This is a genomic window from Microbacterium sp. SS28 (genome assembly GCF_022761035.1).
In the GTDB taxonomy this organism is placed as follows: Bacteria; Actinomycetota; Actinomycetes; order Actinomycetales; family Microbacteriaceae; genus Microbacterium.
The window spans coordinates 544,565-563,416 of sequence record NZ_JAKWJP010000003.1 but is presented as its reverse complement, the minus strand read 5'-3'; the positions used below and the strand labels follow the sequence as shown (position 1 = coordinate 563,416).

Genomic DNA, 18,852 nt, shown 5'->3' with positions numbered 1-18,852 from the left:
AGCGCGCGAAGCCCGCGTATCGAAACCAGGAAGTTCCGGATGCCGCTCGCGGCACCCGCCACGAAGGGCCGCCCCGTCTCGGGGCGGCCCTTCCGCATTCCGTCATCCCCCGTTCCTTGTCGATCAGCGAACTCACAGGTAGCGTCGGACGCGTAATCATCGCCTGCGACGTCGCGTCGCTCGCCGAGCGACCCGACGTCCGGCATCCCCTCGCATCACACCTCGGAACAAGGGCAGGATCGATGGAACGCAGACGCGCTCGCGCAGGACTCCGGACGGGCGCGATCGCGCTCACAGCAGCGGTGGCAATCCTCGGATTGGGGGTGCCCGCACATGCCGCCGACGACGTGACGCTCAACATCCTGACCGTCAACGACTTCCACGGCCGGATCGACAACAACACCGTGAAGTTCGCGGGCACGATCGAGGGGCTCCGCGCAGCGGACGGCGCGAACGGCGACAACTCGCTGCTCATCGGCGCGGGCGACTTCATCGGCGCCTCGTTGTTCGCCTCGTCGATCCTGGACGACCAGCCGACGATCGACGTCTTCAACGACCTCGGCATGGTCGCCTCGGCCGTCGGCAACCACGAGTTCGACAAGGGCTGGGACGACCTCTCCGGCCGCGTCATCGACGGCGGCGCCAACGCGACCTGGGACTACCTCGGCGCGAACGTCTACCTCGCGGGCACGACGACGCCCGCTCTGCCCGAGTACGGCATCTACGAGGCCGGCGGAGTGAGCGTCGGCGTCATCGGCGCCGTGACGGAGGAGACGCCCCAGCTCGTCTCGCCCGGCGGCGTCTCGGACCTCTCGTTCGGCGACCCCGTCGCGGCGATCAACCGCGTCGCGGATCAGCTCACCGACGACGACGAGGCCAACGGCGAAGCGGATGTCGTCATCGCGGTCCTTCACGAAGGCGCGCCGGACGGCACCCAGAGCCTCGACAACGCCCTCGCACAGAGCCCCGTGTTCGCGAAGATCGTCAACCAGACCTCAGCGAAGGTCGCGGCGATCGTGAACGGCCACACGCACCAGGCGTACGCGTACAACGCGCCCGTCCCGGGTGCTCCCGGCACGACGCGCCCCGTCCTCCAGACGGGCAACTACGCCGCCAACGTCGGCCAGATCAAGCTCACGGTCGACCGCGACACGATGACCGTGACCTCCTCGACGGTCGGCAACGTCCCGCGCGTCGCGACCGACAACGCGCTGCTCATCTCGCAGTACCCGGGCGTGCTCGGCCCTATCAACACGACGGTGCAGGCGGCGCTCGCCGAAGCGGCGATCATCGGCAACCAGCCGATCGGCACCCAGACGGCCGACATCACGACCGCGCTCCCGAACCCCGCCCTCCCGCCCGTCAACACCGGCACGGGCAACCGCGACGACAGAGCGAAGGAATCCACGCTCGGCACGCTCGTCGCCGACGCCGTGCTGAGTGCTCTCGCGCCACCCGACCGAGGCGGCGCGCAGTTCACGGTCGTGAATCCCGGCGGACTGCGGGCCGAGCTTCTCTACGCGGCGAACCCTGCCAACTCGGCCGACGCCGCAGGGCGGATCCTCTACTCCGAGGCCAACGAGGTGCTGCCCTTCGTCAACAACCTCGCGACCGTCGACATGACGGGCGCACAGGTCAAGAAGCTGCTCGAGCAGCAGTGGCAGCGCACGCTAGCGGGCACCGTCCCGTCGCGGCCGTACCTCGCCCTGAGCACCTCGACGGGCTTCTCGTACACCTTCGACGCCGCCCTTCCCGAGGGAAGCCGCATCACGTCGATCTTCTTCGACGGATCCCCGCTCGACCCCGCGGCGACCTACCGCGTCGGCACGTTCACGTTCCTCACCGGTACGGGCACGCCGTCGTCGGCGGGCGGCGACAACTTCCACGTCTTCAGGGAGGCGACGAACTTCAAGGACTCGGGGCTCGTCGACCGTGACGCGTGGATCGCCTACCTGCAGGCCAACCCGGGCGTGAGCCCCGACTTCCGCAAGCACTCGCTGTCGGTGACGGGCCTCAACACGGCGCCTGCCGGCGCTGACGTCGACTCGATCACGGTCGGATCGCTCGACCTCACGAGCGCGGGCTCCCCCGCCAACACGCAGGTCGCGGCATCCTTCGGTCCGACCGCCGACGGCGTCGGCGCCGTGCCGATCGGAACGGGCGCCGTGACGGCGGGCGGGTCGACCTTCGACCTGACGTGGCCCGTCCAGGCGGCGACCGCCGGGTACCTCATCCTGACGGCGCAGCCGACGGGCACGCAGGCGGTCATCCCCGTGACGCTCGCACCTCCGACGGCGTCCGTCGTGGCCACCGCCGCGGCCGTCAAGTACGGCTCCGCCCCGAAGGTCGGCGTCACCGTCACGGCCCCGGGTCAGACCGTCACGGGCGATGTCTCGGTGCAGGATGCCGGCGGCACGGTGCTCGGCACGGCGACGCTCAAGAACGGCGCCGCGACCGTGACGCTCGGCCGCACGGCCCTGCAGCCCGGCTCGCACACGCTGACTGTCGTGTACGGCGGCTCGTCGACCGCGGCGGGCTCGTCGACGACGGTCGAGCTCGTCGTGAACAAGGCCTCCTCCACGACGTTCGGGCTCAGCACGAGCCTCATCGTCGGCAAGAACAAGGCGTCGAAGGTGCTGGTCGTCGTCGCGGCCAATGGCGGCGTCCCCGTCGCGGGGCCCGTCACGATCAGCTACCAGGGTCAGACGATCGGAACGGGCACCGTCGCGAACGGCACCGCCACGGTCTCGATCACGGGCTTCCCGACGCGCGGAGTCAAGACGCTGAGCATCTCGTACGGCGGCTCGGAGACTGTCGCACCGTCGACGGGCTCCGCGACGCTCCTGGTGTTCTAGCCGAGGGCTGAACGAGAGGGCCGTCCCCGTTCGGGGGCGGCCCTCTCGCGTGCGTGCACGGGTCCGCCCCGGGGCGGACCCTGGCCGCGGCATCCCGTCGTCGCTAGCGTGGATCGCGTGAGCCCCGCGCGCAAAGAGGTCATGCTCGACATCGGCGGACGCGACGTGCGCGTGTCGAGCCCCGACCGGGTCGTCTTCCCCGACGCAGGTCTGACCAAGCTCGACCTCGTCGAGTACTACCTCGCGGTCGCCGAGGGGGCCCTGCGCGGCGCCGGCGGTCGCCCCATGGTGCTCAAGCGATTCGTGAAGGGCATCGACCAGGAGGCGTTCTTCCAGAAGCGCGTCCCCGAGAACCACCCCGACTTCATCGACACCGCGACGCTGCAGTACGCGCGCGGCACCTCGGCCGAAGAGGCGGTGATCCGGGATGCCGCGGGCCTCGCGTGGGTCGTGAACCTCGGCTGCCTCGACCTCAACCCCCACCCCGTCCGCGCAGAGGACCTCGACCACCCCGACGAGCTGCGCATCGACCTCGACCCGATGCCGGGCGTGGACTGGCTGCAGATCGTGGATGTCGCGCTGGTCGTGCGCGAAGTGCTCGACGACCACGGGCTCGTGGGCTGGCCCAAGACGAGCGGCTCACGGGGGCTCCACATCCTGGTGCGGATCGCGCCGCAGTGGGACTTCCGCGACCTGCGGCTCGCCGCCGAGACGCTCGCCCGCGAGGTCGAGAACCGCGCGCCGGGCCTCGCATCGGCGCGCTGGTGGAAGGAGGAGCGCGGCGAGAGCGTCTTCGTCGACTTCAACCAGAACGCGAAGGACCGGACCGTCGCGTCCGCCTATTCGATCCGGCCGCTCCCCGACGCACGCGTGTCGGCGCCGCTCGGCTGGGACGAGGTGGGCACGCGGCGGCCCGAGGAGTTCACGGTGCGGACGGTGCCCGCGCGGTTCGCGGAGCTCGGCGATCCGCACGCGGGGATCGACTCCGCGGTCGGCACCCTCGACGGCCTGCTCGCGCTCGCGAAGGAGCTCGGCCCCGCCGAGAAGCCCCCGCGCGACGCGGACGGCTCAGGACGCCGCGTCTCGACCATGCCGCTCATCGAGATCGCGCGCACGAAGGCCAAGCCCGAGGCGCTCGACGCGCTCGAGACCTGGAAGTCCGCGAACGCGGGGATCGCCGGGATGCTGCATCCCGCCGACGTCCTGATCGACGGCATGCGCGGATCGAGCTCGCTCTGGTACCGCGTGCGCGTCAACCTGCAGCACGTGCCCGAGGCGGACCGCCCCGCACAGGGCCCGCTCCTCGCCGACTACGACCCCTGGGCCGGGAAGGTCTGGCCCGGCCGCGGCGAGTAGCTCAGCGCCCGATCCGCTCCACGGGCTCGTCGAGGGCCACGCGCACGGCCGCGCCGAGCGCGCGCATCGAGGACGCGGCATCCATCGTCAGCGCAGCCGTACGCCCCTCGCTCGACAGCCGGGCGCGCAGCGCGCGGTCGGCGATGACCTCACCGAGCGCCGCGGCGAGGGCCTCCGCGTCGCCGTCGGCGACGAGCACCCCTCCCCCGAGCGCGAGGGTGTCGCGCGGCCCGTACGGCATGTCGTAGCTCACGACCGGCACACCGGCGCCGAGCGCCTCGAGCACGACGAGCGGCTGTCCCTCGTTCGTGCTCGCGAGGACGAAGACATCCGCCTCCGCCCACGCCCGGCTCGTATCGGCGGTGTGCCCCCGAAGCTCGACGGCGTCCGAGACACCCAGCTCCTCCGCGAGCGCTTCCAGCTCGCCGCGCTGCGCGCCGTCGCCGTAGATGTGCAGGTGCGCCTCCGGCACGGTCCGCCGCAGCGTCGCGAGCGCGCGGATCGCGTGGTCGACGCGCTTGCGCGGGATGAGCGAGTTCAGCACGAGGATGCGACCCGGCACGGGGTCCGGCTCGGCGCCCGAGGGTCGCGGCGCCGGGTGCGGGACGACGGATGAGCGGATGCCGCTCCCCAGCCGCCGCTCGACATCGGCCTGCTGACTCCGGGTGAGCCACAGCACCCCGTCGAACCGGTCGGCGACGGCGAACCAGCGCTCCCACGCGGCATCCATCGGCGAATCCCAGGCGAACGGCGCGACGACATGGCACGCGTGGGTCGTGTGCAGGATCCGGATGCCCGGGTCGAGCGCGGGAGCCCCCGGTGCGACGAGGGCTTCGCCGACCTGGCGTGCTTCGCAGAGCAGGACGACAGGGGCGACGGTCCCCACGCCCACTCCAGTCGCCGCTGACGCGTCGGCTGGAGCCTCCGGGCGCGGGGCCCCGGCCGCGGCGAGCGCGTCGAGCCACGCGCGGTAGAGCCCGCCGAAACCGGGGAGCCAGCCCACCGGACCCTGTTCGCCCCAGATGCGCACGGGCGCATCCGAGAGGTGCCACGCGGGGTCGCCGCTGATGACGGGCAGTTCGAGGACGGTGCGCCCCGACGCGTCGACAATCGCGCGGTACGGCCACTCCGACGTGGGGACAGGCCCCGGCAGCGCGGCGGAGCGCAGCCAGGAAGGATCGGTCCGCGCGTCGTCGAAGAGGTTGCGCAGGCCCGCGGGATCGGCGAGCAGCCCCCGGCGCACCCACTCGGCACGATCGGCGTCGTGGTCGGTGGACTCTCCGGGATCGATCGTCAGCAGGAGCGGCTCGGCGCCGGCGTCGGCCATGTCGAGGGCACGGCGCAGCACCGAGATCGTGAAGCCGCCGTCGCGATCGGGGACGAGCCGGCTCGCGAGCACGAGGTAGCGCGCGTCGGGCAGGAGGTCGCTCATCCGTCCATCCTCCCCCACTGCGCCCGGCATCCCGGTCCGGTCGTGAACCGGTGCTCCGCCCTGGCCGGAGCCGTCGCTACGATGCGTTCTCGGCCTGAAGCTGCCGCGATGTGACGGGAAGCCCCGCGTACCAATCGCGGACCGCCTGCTTCTGCGCGTCCGAGCACACCTGTCCGTAGCCGATGCTGACGTCCCAGTACTCGTAGCTGCTGACCCAGATGCGGTGGTCGAGCTTCCAGCCGGGGAGGAACGTCAGCGCGAAGCAGTCCGCCATGACCTCGTGGTCCCCGCTGAACGCCGGCAGCACGGCATCCAGCGCCTCCTGATTGGTGAACTGCAGCACGTGGGCGAACTCGTGGTAGGCGATTCCCGTGCGCAGTTCGTCGGTCATGAAAGGCTCGACGTCGGCGGCCGCATCGAAGTGCACGAGGTAGGGCTCGTCCGACCACACGCATCCGAGGATGTTCTCCTCGTCGCCGCACGAGTCCCGGTCGAGCAGCGAACGCACGAGGCCCGCACCGAGGCGATCGATGACCGACTCGTACGCGGTCCCCGTCGCGTTGGAGCTCACCTCCTGCTGCGCGGCCGCCCACACGGCGCCGAGCTCCTCGGCGGCGGCGACGACCTGCTCGGTGTCGGTCGTGAGCTTTGCGGCATCCCAGCGGTGCCCCCATGCGCGGTTCACGAGCGCCTGGTACTCGTCCCACGGCACGATCGACGTCGTCGGCACGCCTTGGAAGACCGCGGCGGTGTCGAGCAGCCCGTTCATCGCGGCGCCGAACGTGTCCTTCCTGTCGATGAGCTCCTTCTGCCGCTCGATCTCGTCTTCCTGCTCCGAGATGCGGTCCTTCTGGTCGGAGATCTGCTCCTGCGCCTCGAGGAACTGCACGACCAGCCATGCGCCGGCGGCGACGGCGAGCACGAGCCCGATCGCCAGGAGCCAGATCGCGACGATGGCACCCTTCGACCGGCGAGGACGAGTGGATGCCACAGGCTCCGGGATCGCGGCGGACTCTCCGGTCGCGGCGCCGGGCTGTGGGAGCGCGGACTCTTCCCCGCCGGCCGCGCGAGGCACGACCGGCGCGGGCGGGTAGGTGAGAGGCGCGGGCGGGAGGGGCGGGACGGCGACCGGCGCGGGCGCGTCGGCGGCAGGCGCAGCCGGTGCAACCGCGTCCTCGACCGGCACGGCCGGCGGAGCGGGGGCAGGTGCCGCATCGGGTACGACGGGCAGGGGCTCGCCCTCCGGGGTCGCCGGGTGCGGGTCATCCGTCGGCGGGAGGGGCTGATCGTCCAAGCGGCGGCGCTGCCTTTCCCGAGTCGTCCTTCAGCTCACTCCCACTCGATGGTGCCCGGCGGCTTCGACGTGACGTCGAGCACGACGCGGTTCACCTCGCGCACTTCGTTCGTGATGCGGTTCGAGATCTTCGACAGCACGTCGTAGGGCAGGCGCGTCCAGTCGGCCGTCATGGCGTCCTCGGACGAGACGGGGCGCAGCACGATGGGGTGGCCATAGGTGCGGCCGTCGCCCTGCACGCCCACCGAGCGCACGTCGGCGAGCAGCACGACGGGGCACTGCCAGATCTCGCCGTCGAGGCCCGCGCGGGTCAGCTCCTCGCGGGCGATCGCGTCGGCGTCACGCAGAATCTCGAGACGGTCAGCGGTGACCTCCCCCACGATCCGGATGCCGAGGCCGGGGCCCGGAAACGGCTGTCGTCCGACGATCACCTCGGGAAGGCCCAGCTCGCGACCGATCGCGCGGACCTCGTCCTTGAAGAGCGTCCGCAGCGGCTCGACGAGCTCGAACTGCAGGTCTTCGGGAAGGCCGCCGACGTTGTGGTGCGACTTGATGTTCGCCGTGCCGGTGCCGCCGCCGGACTCGACGACATCGGGGTAGAGCGTGCCCTGCACGAGGAAGCGGATCGGCTCGCCGTCGGCCTCCGCCTCGGCGATGAGCGCCTTCTCGGCGGCCTCGAACGAGCGGATGAACTCTCGCCCGATGATCTTGCGCTTCTGCTCGGGGTCCGAGACGCCCGCGAGGGCCGTGAGGAACTGCTCGCGCGCGTCGATCGTCACGAGGCGCACGCCCGTCGAGGCGACGTAGTCGTTCTCGACCTGCTCGCGCTCATCCTTACGCAGCAGTCCGTGGTCGACGAAGATGCAGACGAGCTGATCGCCGACGGCCTTGTGCACGAGTGCCGCCGCGACGGCGGAGTCGACGCCGCCGGAGAGTCCGCAGATCACGCGGCCCGATCCGATCTGCGCCTGGATGCGCGCGACCTGCTCGGCGATGACGTTGCCGCTGTTCCAGTCGGCAGGAAGCCCCGCGGCCTTGTGCAGGAAGTTCTCGATGACGGCCTGGCCGTGGTCGGAGTGCTTGACTTCGGGATGCCACTGCACGCCGTAGAAGCGACGCTCGTCGTTCCCGAACGCGGCGACCGGCGTCGCGGAGGTCGAGGCGAGCACGTCGAAGCCCTCGGGAGCGCGGGACACCTGGTCGCCGTGGCTCATCCAGACGTTCTGGTCGACCGGCTGGCCGCCCAGCAGCACGCCGCCGTCGCCCGTGACCGCGGCATCCGTCGCCCCGTACTCGCGCAGCCCCGTGTTGGCGACCTCGCCGCCGAGGGTCTGCGCCATGACCTGGAAGCCGTAGCAGATGCCGAGGGTCGGAACGCCGAGGTCGAACACGCCGGCGTCGAGCGCGGGGGCTCCCTCGTCGTACACCGACGACGGTCCACCCGAGAGGATGATGCCGACGGGGTTCTTGGCGGCGATGTCGGAGGCCGTCGCGGTGTGCGGGACGATCTCGCTGTAGACGCCGGCCTCGCGCACGCGACGTGCGATGAGCTGCGCGTACTGCGCGCCGAAGTCGACGACGAGGACGGGACGCTGGGAGGTCTCGGTCTGCTCTGTCACAGGCTGCTTTCGGTCAGAGGAGCGGGCGCTCGGTGGAGTCGGTGGGGATCGTCTCGGTCAGCGTCGAGTGCGCCGCGAGGCGGTGAGACTGCCCCTCGCCCGCGGCGTCGGCGGCTTCGCGCTCGGCGAGGTAGCGCTTGACGTCGCGCGCGACGCGCGCCTCGAGGAAGAACGAGAGGAACGGGATGATGCCGCCCGAAGCCAGCAGCAGGAAGCGCATGAACTGCCAGCGCATGAGGCTCCACACGCGGAAGCACGAGAACAGGTACACGACGTAGAACCAGCCGTGCGCGACGAGGATGCCGAGCGACAGGTTCAGTCCGTCGCCGGTCGATTCGCCGAACGCGTCGAGCGGCGCGAACCACAGGAAGCCGCCCGAGCCGCCGAGGAAGAGCTCGTAGCCGAGGCCGTACTTGATGAGCATCTCCGCGCACAGCAGGAGCAGCATCGTTCCCGTGATGATCGAGCAGATCTGGTAGAACCGCAGCGCACCCCGGATCGCAGGGAAAGACGCGAGCTTCGGGGCGGAGGGCATGGACTCCAGTCTACCCGCGGGCTTTCGGGGGTCCGGTGCCGTTCAGGATGCCGTGGCAGCCGCTCTGGTTTCGATACGGGGGCTTCGCCGCCTACTCAACCTTGACCCGCGCCGCATCAACGCGGGCTTCGCGCGCATTGATCCGTCACGCGTCAACCTCGAGATCCTCGACCTCCTTCTCCCAGGCGTCGCGCGCGAGGCGATACCAGAGGTAAAAGGCGAAGCCCGCGAATACTGCCCATTCGATCGCGTAGAAGATGTTGAGCCAGTTGATGCCCGAGCTCTCCTCGGGCGGGGGCGAGTGGATGTCGTCGAGCGGTGCGAGAGCGGCCTCCGAGGCGAGGTACGGGCGATACACCTCGAGGCCCTCGATGTCGTGCCACTGGCTCAGGTGCGCCGCGGGGGACATGCGCGTCATGGTCTGCGGATCCGCGCCGCGCGGGGGCGTCGCAGGACCCTCGTCCGAGACGAGGCGCCCGACGACCGTGACGGGGCCCGCGGCATCCCGCTCGAACGCGTCGACCGCCGCCTGCGCGTCCTCGGGGGTCGCCGCCCAGCCGATCGCGACGGCGAGCGACGTCGGCGCTGCGGCGCCGTCGATCCGCAGCTGGCCCGTCACCCAGTAACCCTCTTCGCCGTCGTTGTAGCGGGACGACACGACGAGGAAGTCGCCGGGGATCCAGGATCCGGATGCCTCGACCCGCTGCCCCACGAGGGGCTCGGGCAGGTACTCACCGGGCTCGACGACATCCCCGATCGGACGGACCTCCTCGGTCGCACCGGGCGGGAGGGGGTTGGTGTCGATCGCGCGGCTCAGCTGCCACTGCCCCAGCCACGCGAAGACGCCGGCGACGACGAGGCACAGCACGAGCATGCCGATCCAGCGCCCCCGGAGCATGACCTCGCGCAGGGTCGGCGGGAAGACCTCTACATCGCCGCCGAGGGCCCCCGAGCCTGCCGATGGGTCCGCGGAGTCGGTCATCCGCCGCTGTAGGGCGCGACGACGACCTCGACGCGCTGGAACTCCTTGAGGTCGGAGTATCCGGTCGTGGCCATCGACTTGCGCAGCGCGCCGATGAGGTTCGCGGTGCCGTCGGCGACGGGCGCGGGCCCGTAGAGCACCGACTCGAGGTCGACGAGCTGCTCGACCTTCATGCGGCGGCCACGCGGCAGCTTGGCGTGGTGCGCCTCGGGGCCCCAGTGGAAGCCGAGTCCCGGTGCGTCGGTGGCCCGCGCGAGGGCGACGCCGAGCATGACGGCATCCGCTCCCATCGCGAGCGCCTTGACGATGTCGCCCGACGTGCCGACGCCGCCGTCCGCGATGACGTGGACGTAGCGGCCGCCCGACTCGTCGAGGTAGTCGCGGCGCGCGCCGGCGACATCCGCGACGGCCGTGGCCATGGGAGCGTGCACGCCGAGCGTCGCGCGGGTCGTCGAGGCGGCACCGCCGCCGAAGCCGACGAGCACACCCGCTGCGCCCGTGCGCATGAGGTGCAGCGCCGCGGTGTAGGTCGAGGCCCCGCCGACGATGACGGGGACGTCGAGGTCGTAGATGAACTTCTTGAGGTTGAGGGGCTGCTCTACCGATGAGACGTGCTCGGCCGAGACCGTGGTGCCGCGGATGACGAACAGGTCGACGCCCGCCGCGACGACGGTCTCGTAGAGCTCCTGCGTGCGCTGCGGCGTGAGGGCGCCCGCGACCGTGACGCCCGCGGCGCGGATCTCGGCGAGGCGATCGCGCACGAGCTCGGCCTTGATGGGCTCGGAGTACAGCTCCTGCATGCGCGCCGTGGCAGCGGCATCCGGAAGCGCGGCGATCTCGGCGAGGTGCGGCGTGGGGTCGTCGTAGCGGGTCCAGAGGCCCTCGAGGTCGAGCACGCCGACGCCGCCGAGCTGGCCGAGCATGATGGCCGTGCGCGGGCTCATGACCGAGTCCATCGGCGCCCCGATGACCGGGATGCCGAACTGGAAGGCGTCGATCGTCCAGGCCGTCGAGACGTCCTCGGGATTGCGTGTGCGCCGCGAGGGCACGACCGCGATGTCATCGAACGCGTAGGCCCGGCGAGCGCGCTTGGCGCGGCCGATCTCGATCTCCATGCTCACCACCCCAGCCTACTCGGACCGCCTGCGCGGCCCCTTCGGGACGGGATGCGGCTCCTCAGCGCGCACGGACGACCCGTCGCTCGTCCCACACCGGCTCGGGCGTCTCGCGCACCTGCCCGTCCTGGCCGAAAACGAGGAAGCGATCGAACGACCGCGCGAACCAGCGATCGTGCGTCACGGCCACGACCGTCCCCTCGAAGCGCGCGAGGGCGTCCTCGAGCGCTTCGGCCGAGACGAGGTCGAGGTTGTCGGTGGGCTCGTCGAGCAGCAGCAGCGTCGCACCCGAGAGCTCGAGCAGCAGGATCTGCAGCCGCGCCTGCTGGCCGCCCGACAGCGTGTCGAAGGTCTGCTCGGCCTGCCGCACGAGCCCGTAGCGGTCGAGCGCGGAGCTCGCCGCGTCGCGCGGCATCCCGGATCGCACGTCGTCGCCGCGGTGCAGGATGTCCAGCAGCGTGCGGCCGGTGAACTCGGGATGCTGGTGGGTCTGCGCGAACCATCCCGGCACGACGCGCGCCCCGAGGATCGCACGGCCCGTGTGCGGCACGGGGGCGAGGCCCGATCCGACCGGGGTCACGTGCCCGAGGCGCGCGTCGGGGTCGGTGCCGCCGCGGGCGAGCAGACGCAGGAAGTGCGACTTGCCCGATCCGTTCGAGCCGAGCACCGCGACACGGTCGCCGAACCACACCTCGAGGTCGAACTGCTGCATGAGTCCCGTCAGCTCGAGGGTCTCGGCGACGACGGCGCGCTTGCCCGTCCGGGCGCCGCGCAGGCGCAGCGCGAGCTCCTGCTCGGGCGGGCGCTCTTCGGGCGGGCCCGGATCCTCGAAGCGGCGGAGCCGGGTCTGGGCCGCTCGGTAGCGCGACGCGAAGCCGTCGTTGGCGGCGGCCTTGACCTTGAGATCGGCGACGAGCGCCTTGAGCTTGGCGTGCTGCTCGTCCCAGCGCCGCCGCAGCTCGTCGAGGCGCAGCATCCGGTCCTCGCGTGCCGCGTGGTACGTCGCGAACCCGCCGCCGTGCACCCACGCGGAACTGCCCGCGGGGCTCGCCTCGAGGGTCACGATGCGATCGGCGGCGCGTGCGAGCAGCTCGCGGTCGTGCGAGACGAGCAGGACAGTCTTGGACGTCTCGCGCAGCCGCTGCTCGAGCCAGCGCTTGCCGGGCACGTCGAGGTAGTTGTCGGGCTCGTCCAGGAGCAGCACCTCGTCGGGCCCTCGAAGGAGCGCCTCGAGCGCGAGGCGCTTCTGCTCGCCGCCCGAGAGGGTCACCAGCTCGCGGTAGCGCGCCCGCGCGAAAGGCACGCCGAGCGCGGCGATCGTGCACGTGTCCCACACCGTCTCGTGCTCGTACCCGCCCGCCTCAGCGTAATCGGCGAGCGCCGTCGCGTACCGCATCTGGGTCTCGAGGTCGTCGCGCTCGATGAGGGCGTTCTCGGCAGCCTCGAGCTCACGGGCGGCGCGCGCGACCCGCGCCGGCGCGACCGTGACGAGCAGGTCGCTCACGGTCTGCCCGGCGCTGCCGTGCCCCACGAACTGATCCATGACTCCGAGGCCTCCGCCGATCGAGATCGACCCCTGGTCGGGCGCGACCTCGCCGCGGATCATCCGCAGCAGCGTCGTCTTGCCCGCGCCGTTCGCGCCGATGAGCGCCGTCGTCGACCCCTCGCCGACCCGGAACGCGACGTCGTCGAGCAGCGGCCGCCCGTCGGGCAGCGCGAAAGAGACGCCGCCTACGTCGATGTACCCCACAGTGATTCTCCGTCCGCCCCTGCGAGCGCGGAGCCGACCAGCCTACCCGACCTGACCTGCCACGGACCATTGCACCGAAATCGGATGAGGCAGCGCTTTCTGATCCGAACGACGTGGAATGGTCCGGTAGGAGTGGAGGCGAGGCGGGCGCTCAGGCAGCCGGCGCGGCGTAGCGCCCCGACTTGATCGCGCGGGCGCGGGCCTTCTCGGCCTCTTCCTCGCGGTTCTTCGGCGGCACGACCGCGACGAGATCCTCGAGCAGGTGCTGCGTGATGTGCGTGATCTCGTGCACGGCGCGGTCGAAGGCCTCCTGATTCGCCTTCGACGGCTTCGTCGTCCCCGCGATCTTGCGGACGTACTGGAGCGCGGCGGCGTGCACTTCTTCGCTGCTGGCGGCCGGCTCGAAGTTGTGGAGGGTGTGGATGCTGCGGCACATGCCCCCGACGATACGCCGGGCTGCGGCATCCGTCTCCTGTCTCCCGACAGCCGCGAGACGCGGGGTCGGTCGGGTCACCAGGGCTCGTCGCCGCGCGGCGCGATGTCGAGGATGTGCGGCAGCTCGGTCGGGAAGCACGCGCGGAAGAGCTCGGTGATGCGCGGGTCCGATCCGTAGTCGTCGACGAGCCGCATGCCGATCATGACGTTGATGAGCATGCCCTCGGCCAGGAAGGCGCGCGCTTCATCGGGCTCGAGGCCCGCCTCGTCGCGGAAGAACGCCCACACGAGCGCGAAGCCCCGGCGCGCGGCAGGCCCGATGACGGGGTGGCCGCCGAGCAGCCACGCGTGCGAAAGGGTCTGGTGCAGTCCGCGGACGCTCAGCAGCGCGACGTAGGCCTCGCCGATGCGCTTGGAGACGGGACGATCGGTCGAGTCGTCCTCGAGCGCGGCGCGGAACACCCGCATGAGCTCGTCGAGGGCCGACTGCACGGCGGCGAGGAAGAGGTTCTCCTTCGTGCCGAACAGCCGCACGACGTAGGGCTGGCTCACGCCCGCCGTACGCGCGACGTCGTCGGTCGTCGTGCCCTCGTAGCCTCGCGCGCCGAACACGGCGAGCGCCGCCGCGATGATCTGCTCGCGGCGCTCCTCGGAGCTCATCCGGCGGCCGGTCTCGGGCGACGCCGTCGTCGTTCCCTGATTCGCACTCACGCTTGACATGTTATCAGTCGATTACTACATTGATCCTCGTCTTAGTAATCATCCGATTACAACAACCAGATCGGAGGTCGCGATGAGCGACGTCGTCTCCCCCGCCCCGACCCGCCGGCGTGCTTTCGGGCTCGTCGTGGCCGCGGCATCCGTTCCCATGTTCATGGCGACCCTCGACAACCTCGTGATGACGAATGCGCTTCCCGTCCTGCACGCCGAACTCGGCGCGAGCGTCGAGGAGCTGCAGTGGTTCGTCAACGCGTACACCCTCGCCTTCGCGAGCGCGATCCTCGTCGCGTCGGCGCTCGGCGACCGGTTCGGGCGTCGCACGGTCTTCCTCGTCGGCATCGCGGTGTTCGGCATCGGGTCGGTGCTCGCGGCGCTCAGCGGCGACCCGTCCCAGCTCATCGCGGCACGCGCTCTGCAGGGCTTCGGCGGGGCGGCGGTCATGCCGCTGTCGCTCGCCCTCATCTCAGGCGGTGTCGCACCGCAGCGCCGACCGCTCGCGATCGGCCTGTGGGGAGGCATCTCGGGCCTCGGCGTCGCCGTCGGGCCACTCGTCGGCGGCGCCGTCATGGAGGGCTGGAACTGGCAGGCGATCTTCTGGATCAACGTCCCCGTCGCGATCATCGCGATCCCGTTCGCGCTGTTCGCGCTGAACAACGACTTCGGCGCCCGCGCGCGCATCGATGTCGTCGGCGCGATCCTCGCGGCCGTCGGAGTGCTCGCCCTCGTCCACGGGATCGTGCGCGGCAACGACGACGGCTGGACGTCGGCGAGCGTCATCGCCGAGCTCGTCGCGGGCGCCGGGCTGCTCGTCGGGTTCGTGCTGTGGCAGCGTCGCGCGGCGTCGCCACTCGTTCCGCTGCGCCTCTTCCGCGACCGGTCGTTCTCGCTCACGAACGTCGTGGGCTTCGCGTTCAGCTTCGGCACGTTCGGCGCCGTGTTCATCCTCATCCAGTACATGCAGGTCGTGCAGGGCTCGAGCCCCCTCGAGGCCGCCGTGCAGACGACCCCCTGGACGCTCGCGCCCATGTTCGTCGCGCCGATCGCGGGGATCATCGCGCCGCGGGTCGGCACGCGCGTGCTCATGCTGTCGGGACTCGTCCTGCAGGGGGCCGCGCTCGGCTGGATCGGCCTCATGCTGTCGGCCGACCTCGACTACGCCCAGCTCGTGATCCCGTTCGTCATGGCCGGAGTCGGCATGGGCCTCGTGTTCGCACCCTCGGCGACCGCCCTGCTCGCGACGCTCGGCGTGCTCGACCACGCCAAGGCGTCGGGGGTCAACTCGACGGTCCGCGAGATCGGCATCGCGCTGGGCACGGCCGTCATGACCGCGATCTTCGTCGGCGGCGGCGGCGAACTGCAGCCCGACCTCTACGTCGACGCCGCCCGGCCCGCCGTGCTCGTCGGCTCCGCGGTGCTGTTCGCCGCGGCGGTCGCGGCCGTCTGGCTGCCCGCGGGCCGCTCGGGGACGACGACCCACGAGGGGACGGATGCCGCAGGCGCAGCATCCCGCGATCCCGAGCTCGCATCCGCCTGACCCACCACCCGCGAGACTTCACTCGTGTCGCCGCAGACCGCGCGTCAAGCGACACGAGTGAAGTCTCGCGGCGTATGCGGACGGCGTCAGGTCAGGCCTGCTCCGGATCACCCGCTCAGGCTAGCGAACCCGCGGAAGCGCGACCTCTACTTGCGGTAGTTGGGCGCCTCGACGACGATCTGCACGTCGTGCGGGTGCGACTCCTTGAGGCCCGCCGCCGTGATCCGGACGAACTTGCCCTTGGACTTGAGCTCGTCGATCGTGCGCGCGCCGACGTAGAACATCGACTGCCGCAGGCCTCCGACGAGCTGATACGCGACGGCCGCCACCGGGCCGCGGTAGGCGACCTGACCCTCGATGCCCTCGGGGATGAGCTTGTCGTCGCTGGGGACGTCGGCCTGGAAGTAGCGGTCCTTGGAGTAGGAGGTCTTCTTGCCGCGCGTCTGCATGGCACCGAGCGAGCCCATTCCGCGGTACTGCTTGAACTGCTTGCCGCCGACGAAGACGATCTCGCCCGGGCTCTCGTCCGTGCCGGCGAAGAGCGAGCCGATCATGACGCTGTCCGCGCCGGCGACGAGCGCCTTCGCGATGTCGCCCGAATACTGCAGCCCGCCGTCCGCGATGACCGGAACGCCGGCCTCGCGTGCGGCGAGGAACGCCTCGTAGATCGCGGTGACCTGGGGCACGCCGACGCCCGCGACGACGCGGGTCGTGCAGATCGAGCCCGGACCCACGCCGACCTTGACGGCGTCGACGCCCGCGTCGATGAGCGCCTGGGCGCCCTCGCGGGTCGCGACGTTGCCTCCGATGACGTCGATGTGCGCGAAGGTCGCGTCTGCCTTGATGCGGCGGACGATGTCGATGACACCGGCCGACTGGCCGTTGGCGGTGTCGACGACGATGACGTCGGCACCCGCGTCGCGGAGGGCCTCGGCGCGCTCCCACGCATCACCGAAGAAGCCGATGGCTGCACCGACGCGCAGGCGTCCCTGCTCGTCCTTCGTCGCGAGGGGATACTTCTCGCTCTTGTCGAAGTCCTTGATCGTGATGAGGCCCGCGAGGCGGCCGTCGTCCTCGACGAGCGGGAGCTTCTCCACGCGGTGGTGCGCGAACAGGGCGATGACCTCGCCGGCGCTGATGCCGACGCGGCCCGTCACGAGGTTCTCGGTCGTCATGACGTCGCGGACCTTGGTCGCCTGACGCTCGAAGCCCGAGACGAAGCGCATGTCGCGGTTCGTGACGATGCCGACGAGGAGTCCAGCCTCGTCGACGACGGGGAGGCCCGAAATGCGATACTTCGCGCAGAGGTCGTCGACTTCTTCGATCGTCGCGTCGGGCGTCGTCGTGATGGGGTCGGTGATCATGCCCGACTCGCTGCGCTTGACGCGGTCGACCATGGCCGCCTGCTCCGCGATGGACAGGTTGCGGTGGATGATGCCGAGGCCGCCCTCGCGCGCGATCGCGATCGCCATGCGCGCTTCCGTGACGGTGTCCATCGCGCTCGAGATGAGCGGCGTCGCCACGGTGATCCGCCGCGTCACACGAGAGGACGTGTCGGCCTCGCTCGGGATGACGTCGGTGTGACCGGGCAGCAGCAGGACATCGTCGTACGTCAGTCCGACGAAGCCGAAGGGGTCGTGATGATCCATGGGTTCTCCTCCGCGCGCGGCGCATTGCTCGGGGTGGGACGACGACGGCCGGTGCGCGAGAAGGACGCGCCGTACCGATTCTAAGCGAGCAGACCGGGATTTCATTCCCAGTCGCGGGCCGGGGAAACCCCGACCCATTCCACGTGGGATTCCGTCTCTCCACAGTCTTGTGTGCGAAACAGCCGCGACACATTACGCTCGTACCGTCGTTCATCACGGCCGATGCGACCCGAACCTCGGTCGATCGCGCCTGTCTGGAGGTTCTGTGAGTCCTACGACTACCGCCGTACGGCGAGCCACACCCTGGCTCGCCGCGCTGCTCGGTGTGCTCCTCGCCGCTGCGATGGTCTTCCTCGGGGGCCCGGCAGCCCATGCAGCGCCCGGCGACGACCAGGACAAGACCGACTTCTACTTCGCCGGCGTCATCACCTTCGACGACAAGCCCCTCGAAGCCGTAGGCGTCTCGATCGAGGGCAACGGCTTCGAAGCCGACACCTCGACGGATGCCGAGGGCAAGTGGCGTCTCTATGTGCCGGAGAAGGGCGAGTACACGCTGACCGTCGACGAGTCGACGCTCCCCGAGGGGGTGATCGTCGAGGGCGAATCCGCCTCGCAGGACGTCGAGTTCGGCCTGACGAACACCAAGATCGTCAATCTCTTCCTCGGAGAGGGCGTCCGCGAGACCGTCCCGCTCTGGGCGCAGCTGCTCGACCGGCTCATGAACGGCCTCAACTTCGGTCTGCTCCTCGCCCTCGCCTCCGTGGGCGTCTCGCTCATCTACGGCACGACGGGCCTCAGCAACTTCGCGCACGGCGAGATGCTGACCTTCGGCGCCATCGTGGCACTCGTCTTCGGCTCGATCCTGGGATGGCCCATGTGGATCGTGCTCCCGCTCGTCATCGTGATGGGCGGCCTGCTCGGCCTCACGCTCGACGCGGGACTGTGGAAACCCTTGAGGCGAAGAGGCCTGGGTCTCGTGCAGGTCATGATCGTGAGCATCGGCCTCTCTCTCACGATCCGGTACGTCTACCTCTTCTTCATCGGCGGCGGCACGTACCAGCTGCCCGGTGCCGGCGCCCCGCGCGACATCCGTCTCGGCCCGATCGCGCTGTCATGGATCGACGTCGTCTCGATGCTGACGAGCATCGTCCTGCTCGTCGCGGTCGCCTACTGGCTGCTGCGGACGCGGGTCGGCAAGGCGACGCGCGCCATCAGCGACAACCCGGGCCTGGCCGCGGCATCCGGAATCAACGTCGACCGGGTCATCCGCATCGTGTGGATCCTGGCGGCGGCCCTCGCGGCGATCGCCGGCGTGCTGTGGGCGTACTTCCGCCCGGGCGTCAAGTGGGACATGGGCGGCCAGGTGCTGCTGCTGATCTTCGCCGCCGTCACGCTCGGCGGACTGGGGACGGCGTTCGGCGCCCTCATCGGCTCGCTCATCGTCGGCATACTCGTCGAAGTCTCGACGCTGTGGATACCACCGGACATGAAGTACGTCGGCGCGCTCGCCGTGCTGATCATCATCCTGCTGGTGAGGCCCCAGGGAATCCTGGGTCGCAAGGAGAGGTTGGGCTAG

14 protein-coding genes are annotated in these 18,852 nt (G+C 70.6%); 4 read left to right on the top strand and 10 right to left on the bottom strand.

Translation table 11 applies throughout. The annotated features are described in order from the left end of the window. Nucleotides 1-323: 323 nt before the first annotated feature. Nucleotides 324-2,855 carry a 5'-nucleotidase C-terminal domain-containing protein gene (locus tag MJ607_RS11580; RefSeq protein WP_243075734.1) on the top strand — a complete coding sequence of 844 codons (2,532 nt, stop codon included), beginning with the start codon at nucleotides 324-326 and terminating at the stop codon, nucleotides 2,853-2,855. Between the two features lie 141 nt (nucleotides 2,856-2,996). Further along, complete coding sequence (ligD, locus tag MJ607_RS11575; protein WP_279234632.1) at nucleotides 2,997-4,211, top strand: non-homologous end-joining DNA ligase; 1,215 nt, start codon at nucleotides 2,997-2,999, stop codon at nucleotides 4,209-4,211. 1 nt (nucleotide 4,212) lies between these two features. Here ligD and MJ607_RS11570 read toward each other — a convergent pair whose 3' ends face one another. From MJ607_RS11570 to MJ607_RS11530, 9 genes are all read right to left on the bottom strand, one after another. Then, on the bottom strand, nucleotides 4,213-5,643 hold the full coding sequence (locus tag MJ607_RS11570) for a glycosyltransferase (RefSeq protein WP_243075732.1): 1,431 nt from the start codon (nucleotides 5,641-5,643) through the stop codon (nucleotides 4,213-4,215). Nucleotides 5,644-5,719: 76 nt separating this feature from the next. Beyond that, nucleotides 5,720-6,937, bottom strand: a complete 1,218-nt coding sequence (locus MJ607_RS11565; RefSeq protein ID WP_243075731.1) for a hypothetical protein — start codon at nucleotides 6,935-6,937, stop codon at nucleotides 5,720-5,722. Between the two features lie 35 nt (nucleotides 6,938-6,972). Next, nucleotides 6,973-8,556, bottom strand: a complete 1,584-nt coding sequence (gene guaA, locus MJ607_RS11560; protein WP_243075730.1) for a glutamine-hydrolyzing GMP synthase — start codon at nucleotides 8,554-8,556, stop codon at nucleotides 6,973-6,975. Nucleotides 8,557-8,569: 13 nt separating this feature from the next. Continuing rightward, a complete protein-coding gene (locus MJ607_RS11555; protein ID WP_243075729.1) occupies nucleotides 8,570-9,091 on the bottom strand; it encodes a DUF3817 domain-containing protein in 522 nt (173 codons plus the stop codon). A gap of 145 nt (nucleotides 9,092-9,236) precedes the next feature. Next, the gene (locus tag MJ607_RS11550; protein WP_243075782.1) at nucleotides 9,237-9,989 is read right to left on the bottom strand and encodes an SURF1 family protein; all 753 of its coding nucleotides are present in this window, start codon (nucleotides 9,987-9,989) and stop codon (nucleotides 9,237-9,239) included. Between the two features lie 80 nt (nucleotides 9,990-10,069). Beyond that, entirely contained in the window at nucleotides 10,070-11,188 is a 1,119-nt protein-coding gene (locus MJ607_RS11545) for a GuaB3 family IMP dehydrogenase-related protein (protein ID WP_243075781.1), read from the bottom strand. Nucleotides 11,189-11,249: 61 nt separating this feature from the next. Next, the gene (locus MJ607_RS11540) at nucleotides 11,250-12,938 is read right to left on the bottom strand and encodes an ATP-binding cassette domain-containing protein (protein ID WP_243075728.1); all 1,689 of its coding nucleotides are present in this window, start codon (nucleotides 12,936-12,938) and stop codon (nucleotides 11,250-11,252) included. Between the two features lie 151 nt (nucleotides 12,939-13,089). Further along, nucleotides 13,090-13,374, bottom strand: coding sequence for a DUF2277 domain-containing protein (locus tag MJ607_RS11535; RefSeq protein ID WP_243075780.1), 285 nt, complete (start codon nucleotides 13,372-13,374; stop codon nucleotides 13,090-13,092). Nucleotides 13,375-13,448: 74 nt separating this feature from the next. Then, nucleotides 13,449-14,084 carry a TetR/AcrR family transcriptional regulator gene (locus MJ607_RS11530; protein WP_243075727.1) on the bottom strand — a complete coding sequence of 212 codons (636 nt, stop codon included), beginning with the start codon at nucleotides 14,082-14,084 and terminating at the stop codon, nucleotides 13,449-13,451. 82 nt (nucleotides 14,085-14,166) lie between these two features. Between MJ607_RS11530 and MJ607_RS11525 the strand changes: the two genes are divergently transcribed. Next, the gene (locus MJ607_RS11525) at nucleotides 14,167-15,627 is read left to right on the top strand and encodes a DHA2 family efflux MFS transporter permease subunit (RefSeq protein ID WP_243075726.1); all 1,461 of its coding nucleotides are present in this window, start codon (nucleotides 14,167-14,169) and stop codon (nucleotides 15,625-15,627) included. A 146-nt stretch (nucleotides 15,628-15,773) separates the two neighbouring features. Here the strand turns inward: MJ607_RS11525 and guaB are convergent, their stop codons facing one another. Further along, a complete protein-coding gene (guaB, locus tag MJ607_RS11520) occupies nucleotides 15,774-17,276 on the bottom strand; it encodes an IMP dehydrogenase (protein ID WP_243075725.1) in 1,503 nt (500 codons plus the stop codon). A 265-nt stretch (nucleotides 17,277-17,541) separates the two neighbouring features. Between guaB and MJ607_RS11515 the strand changes: the two genes are divergently transcribed. Beyond that, nucleotides 17,542-18,852, top strand: coding sequence for a branched-chain amino acid ABC transporter permease (locus MJ607_RS11515; protein WP_308193830.1), 1,311 nt, complete (start codon nucleotides 17,542-17,544; stop codon nucleotides 18,850-18,852).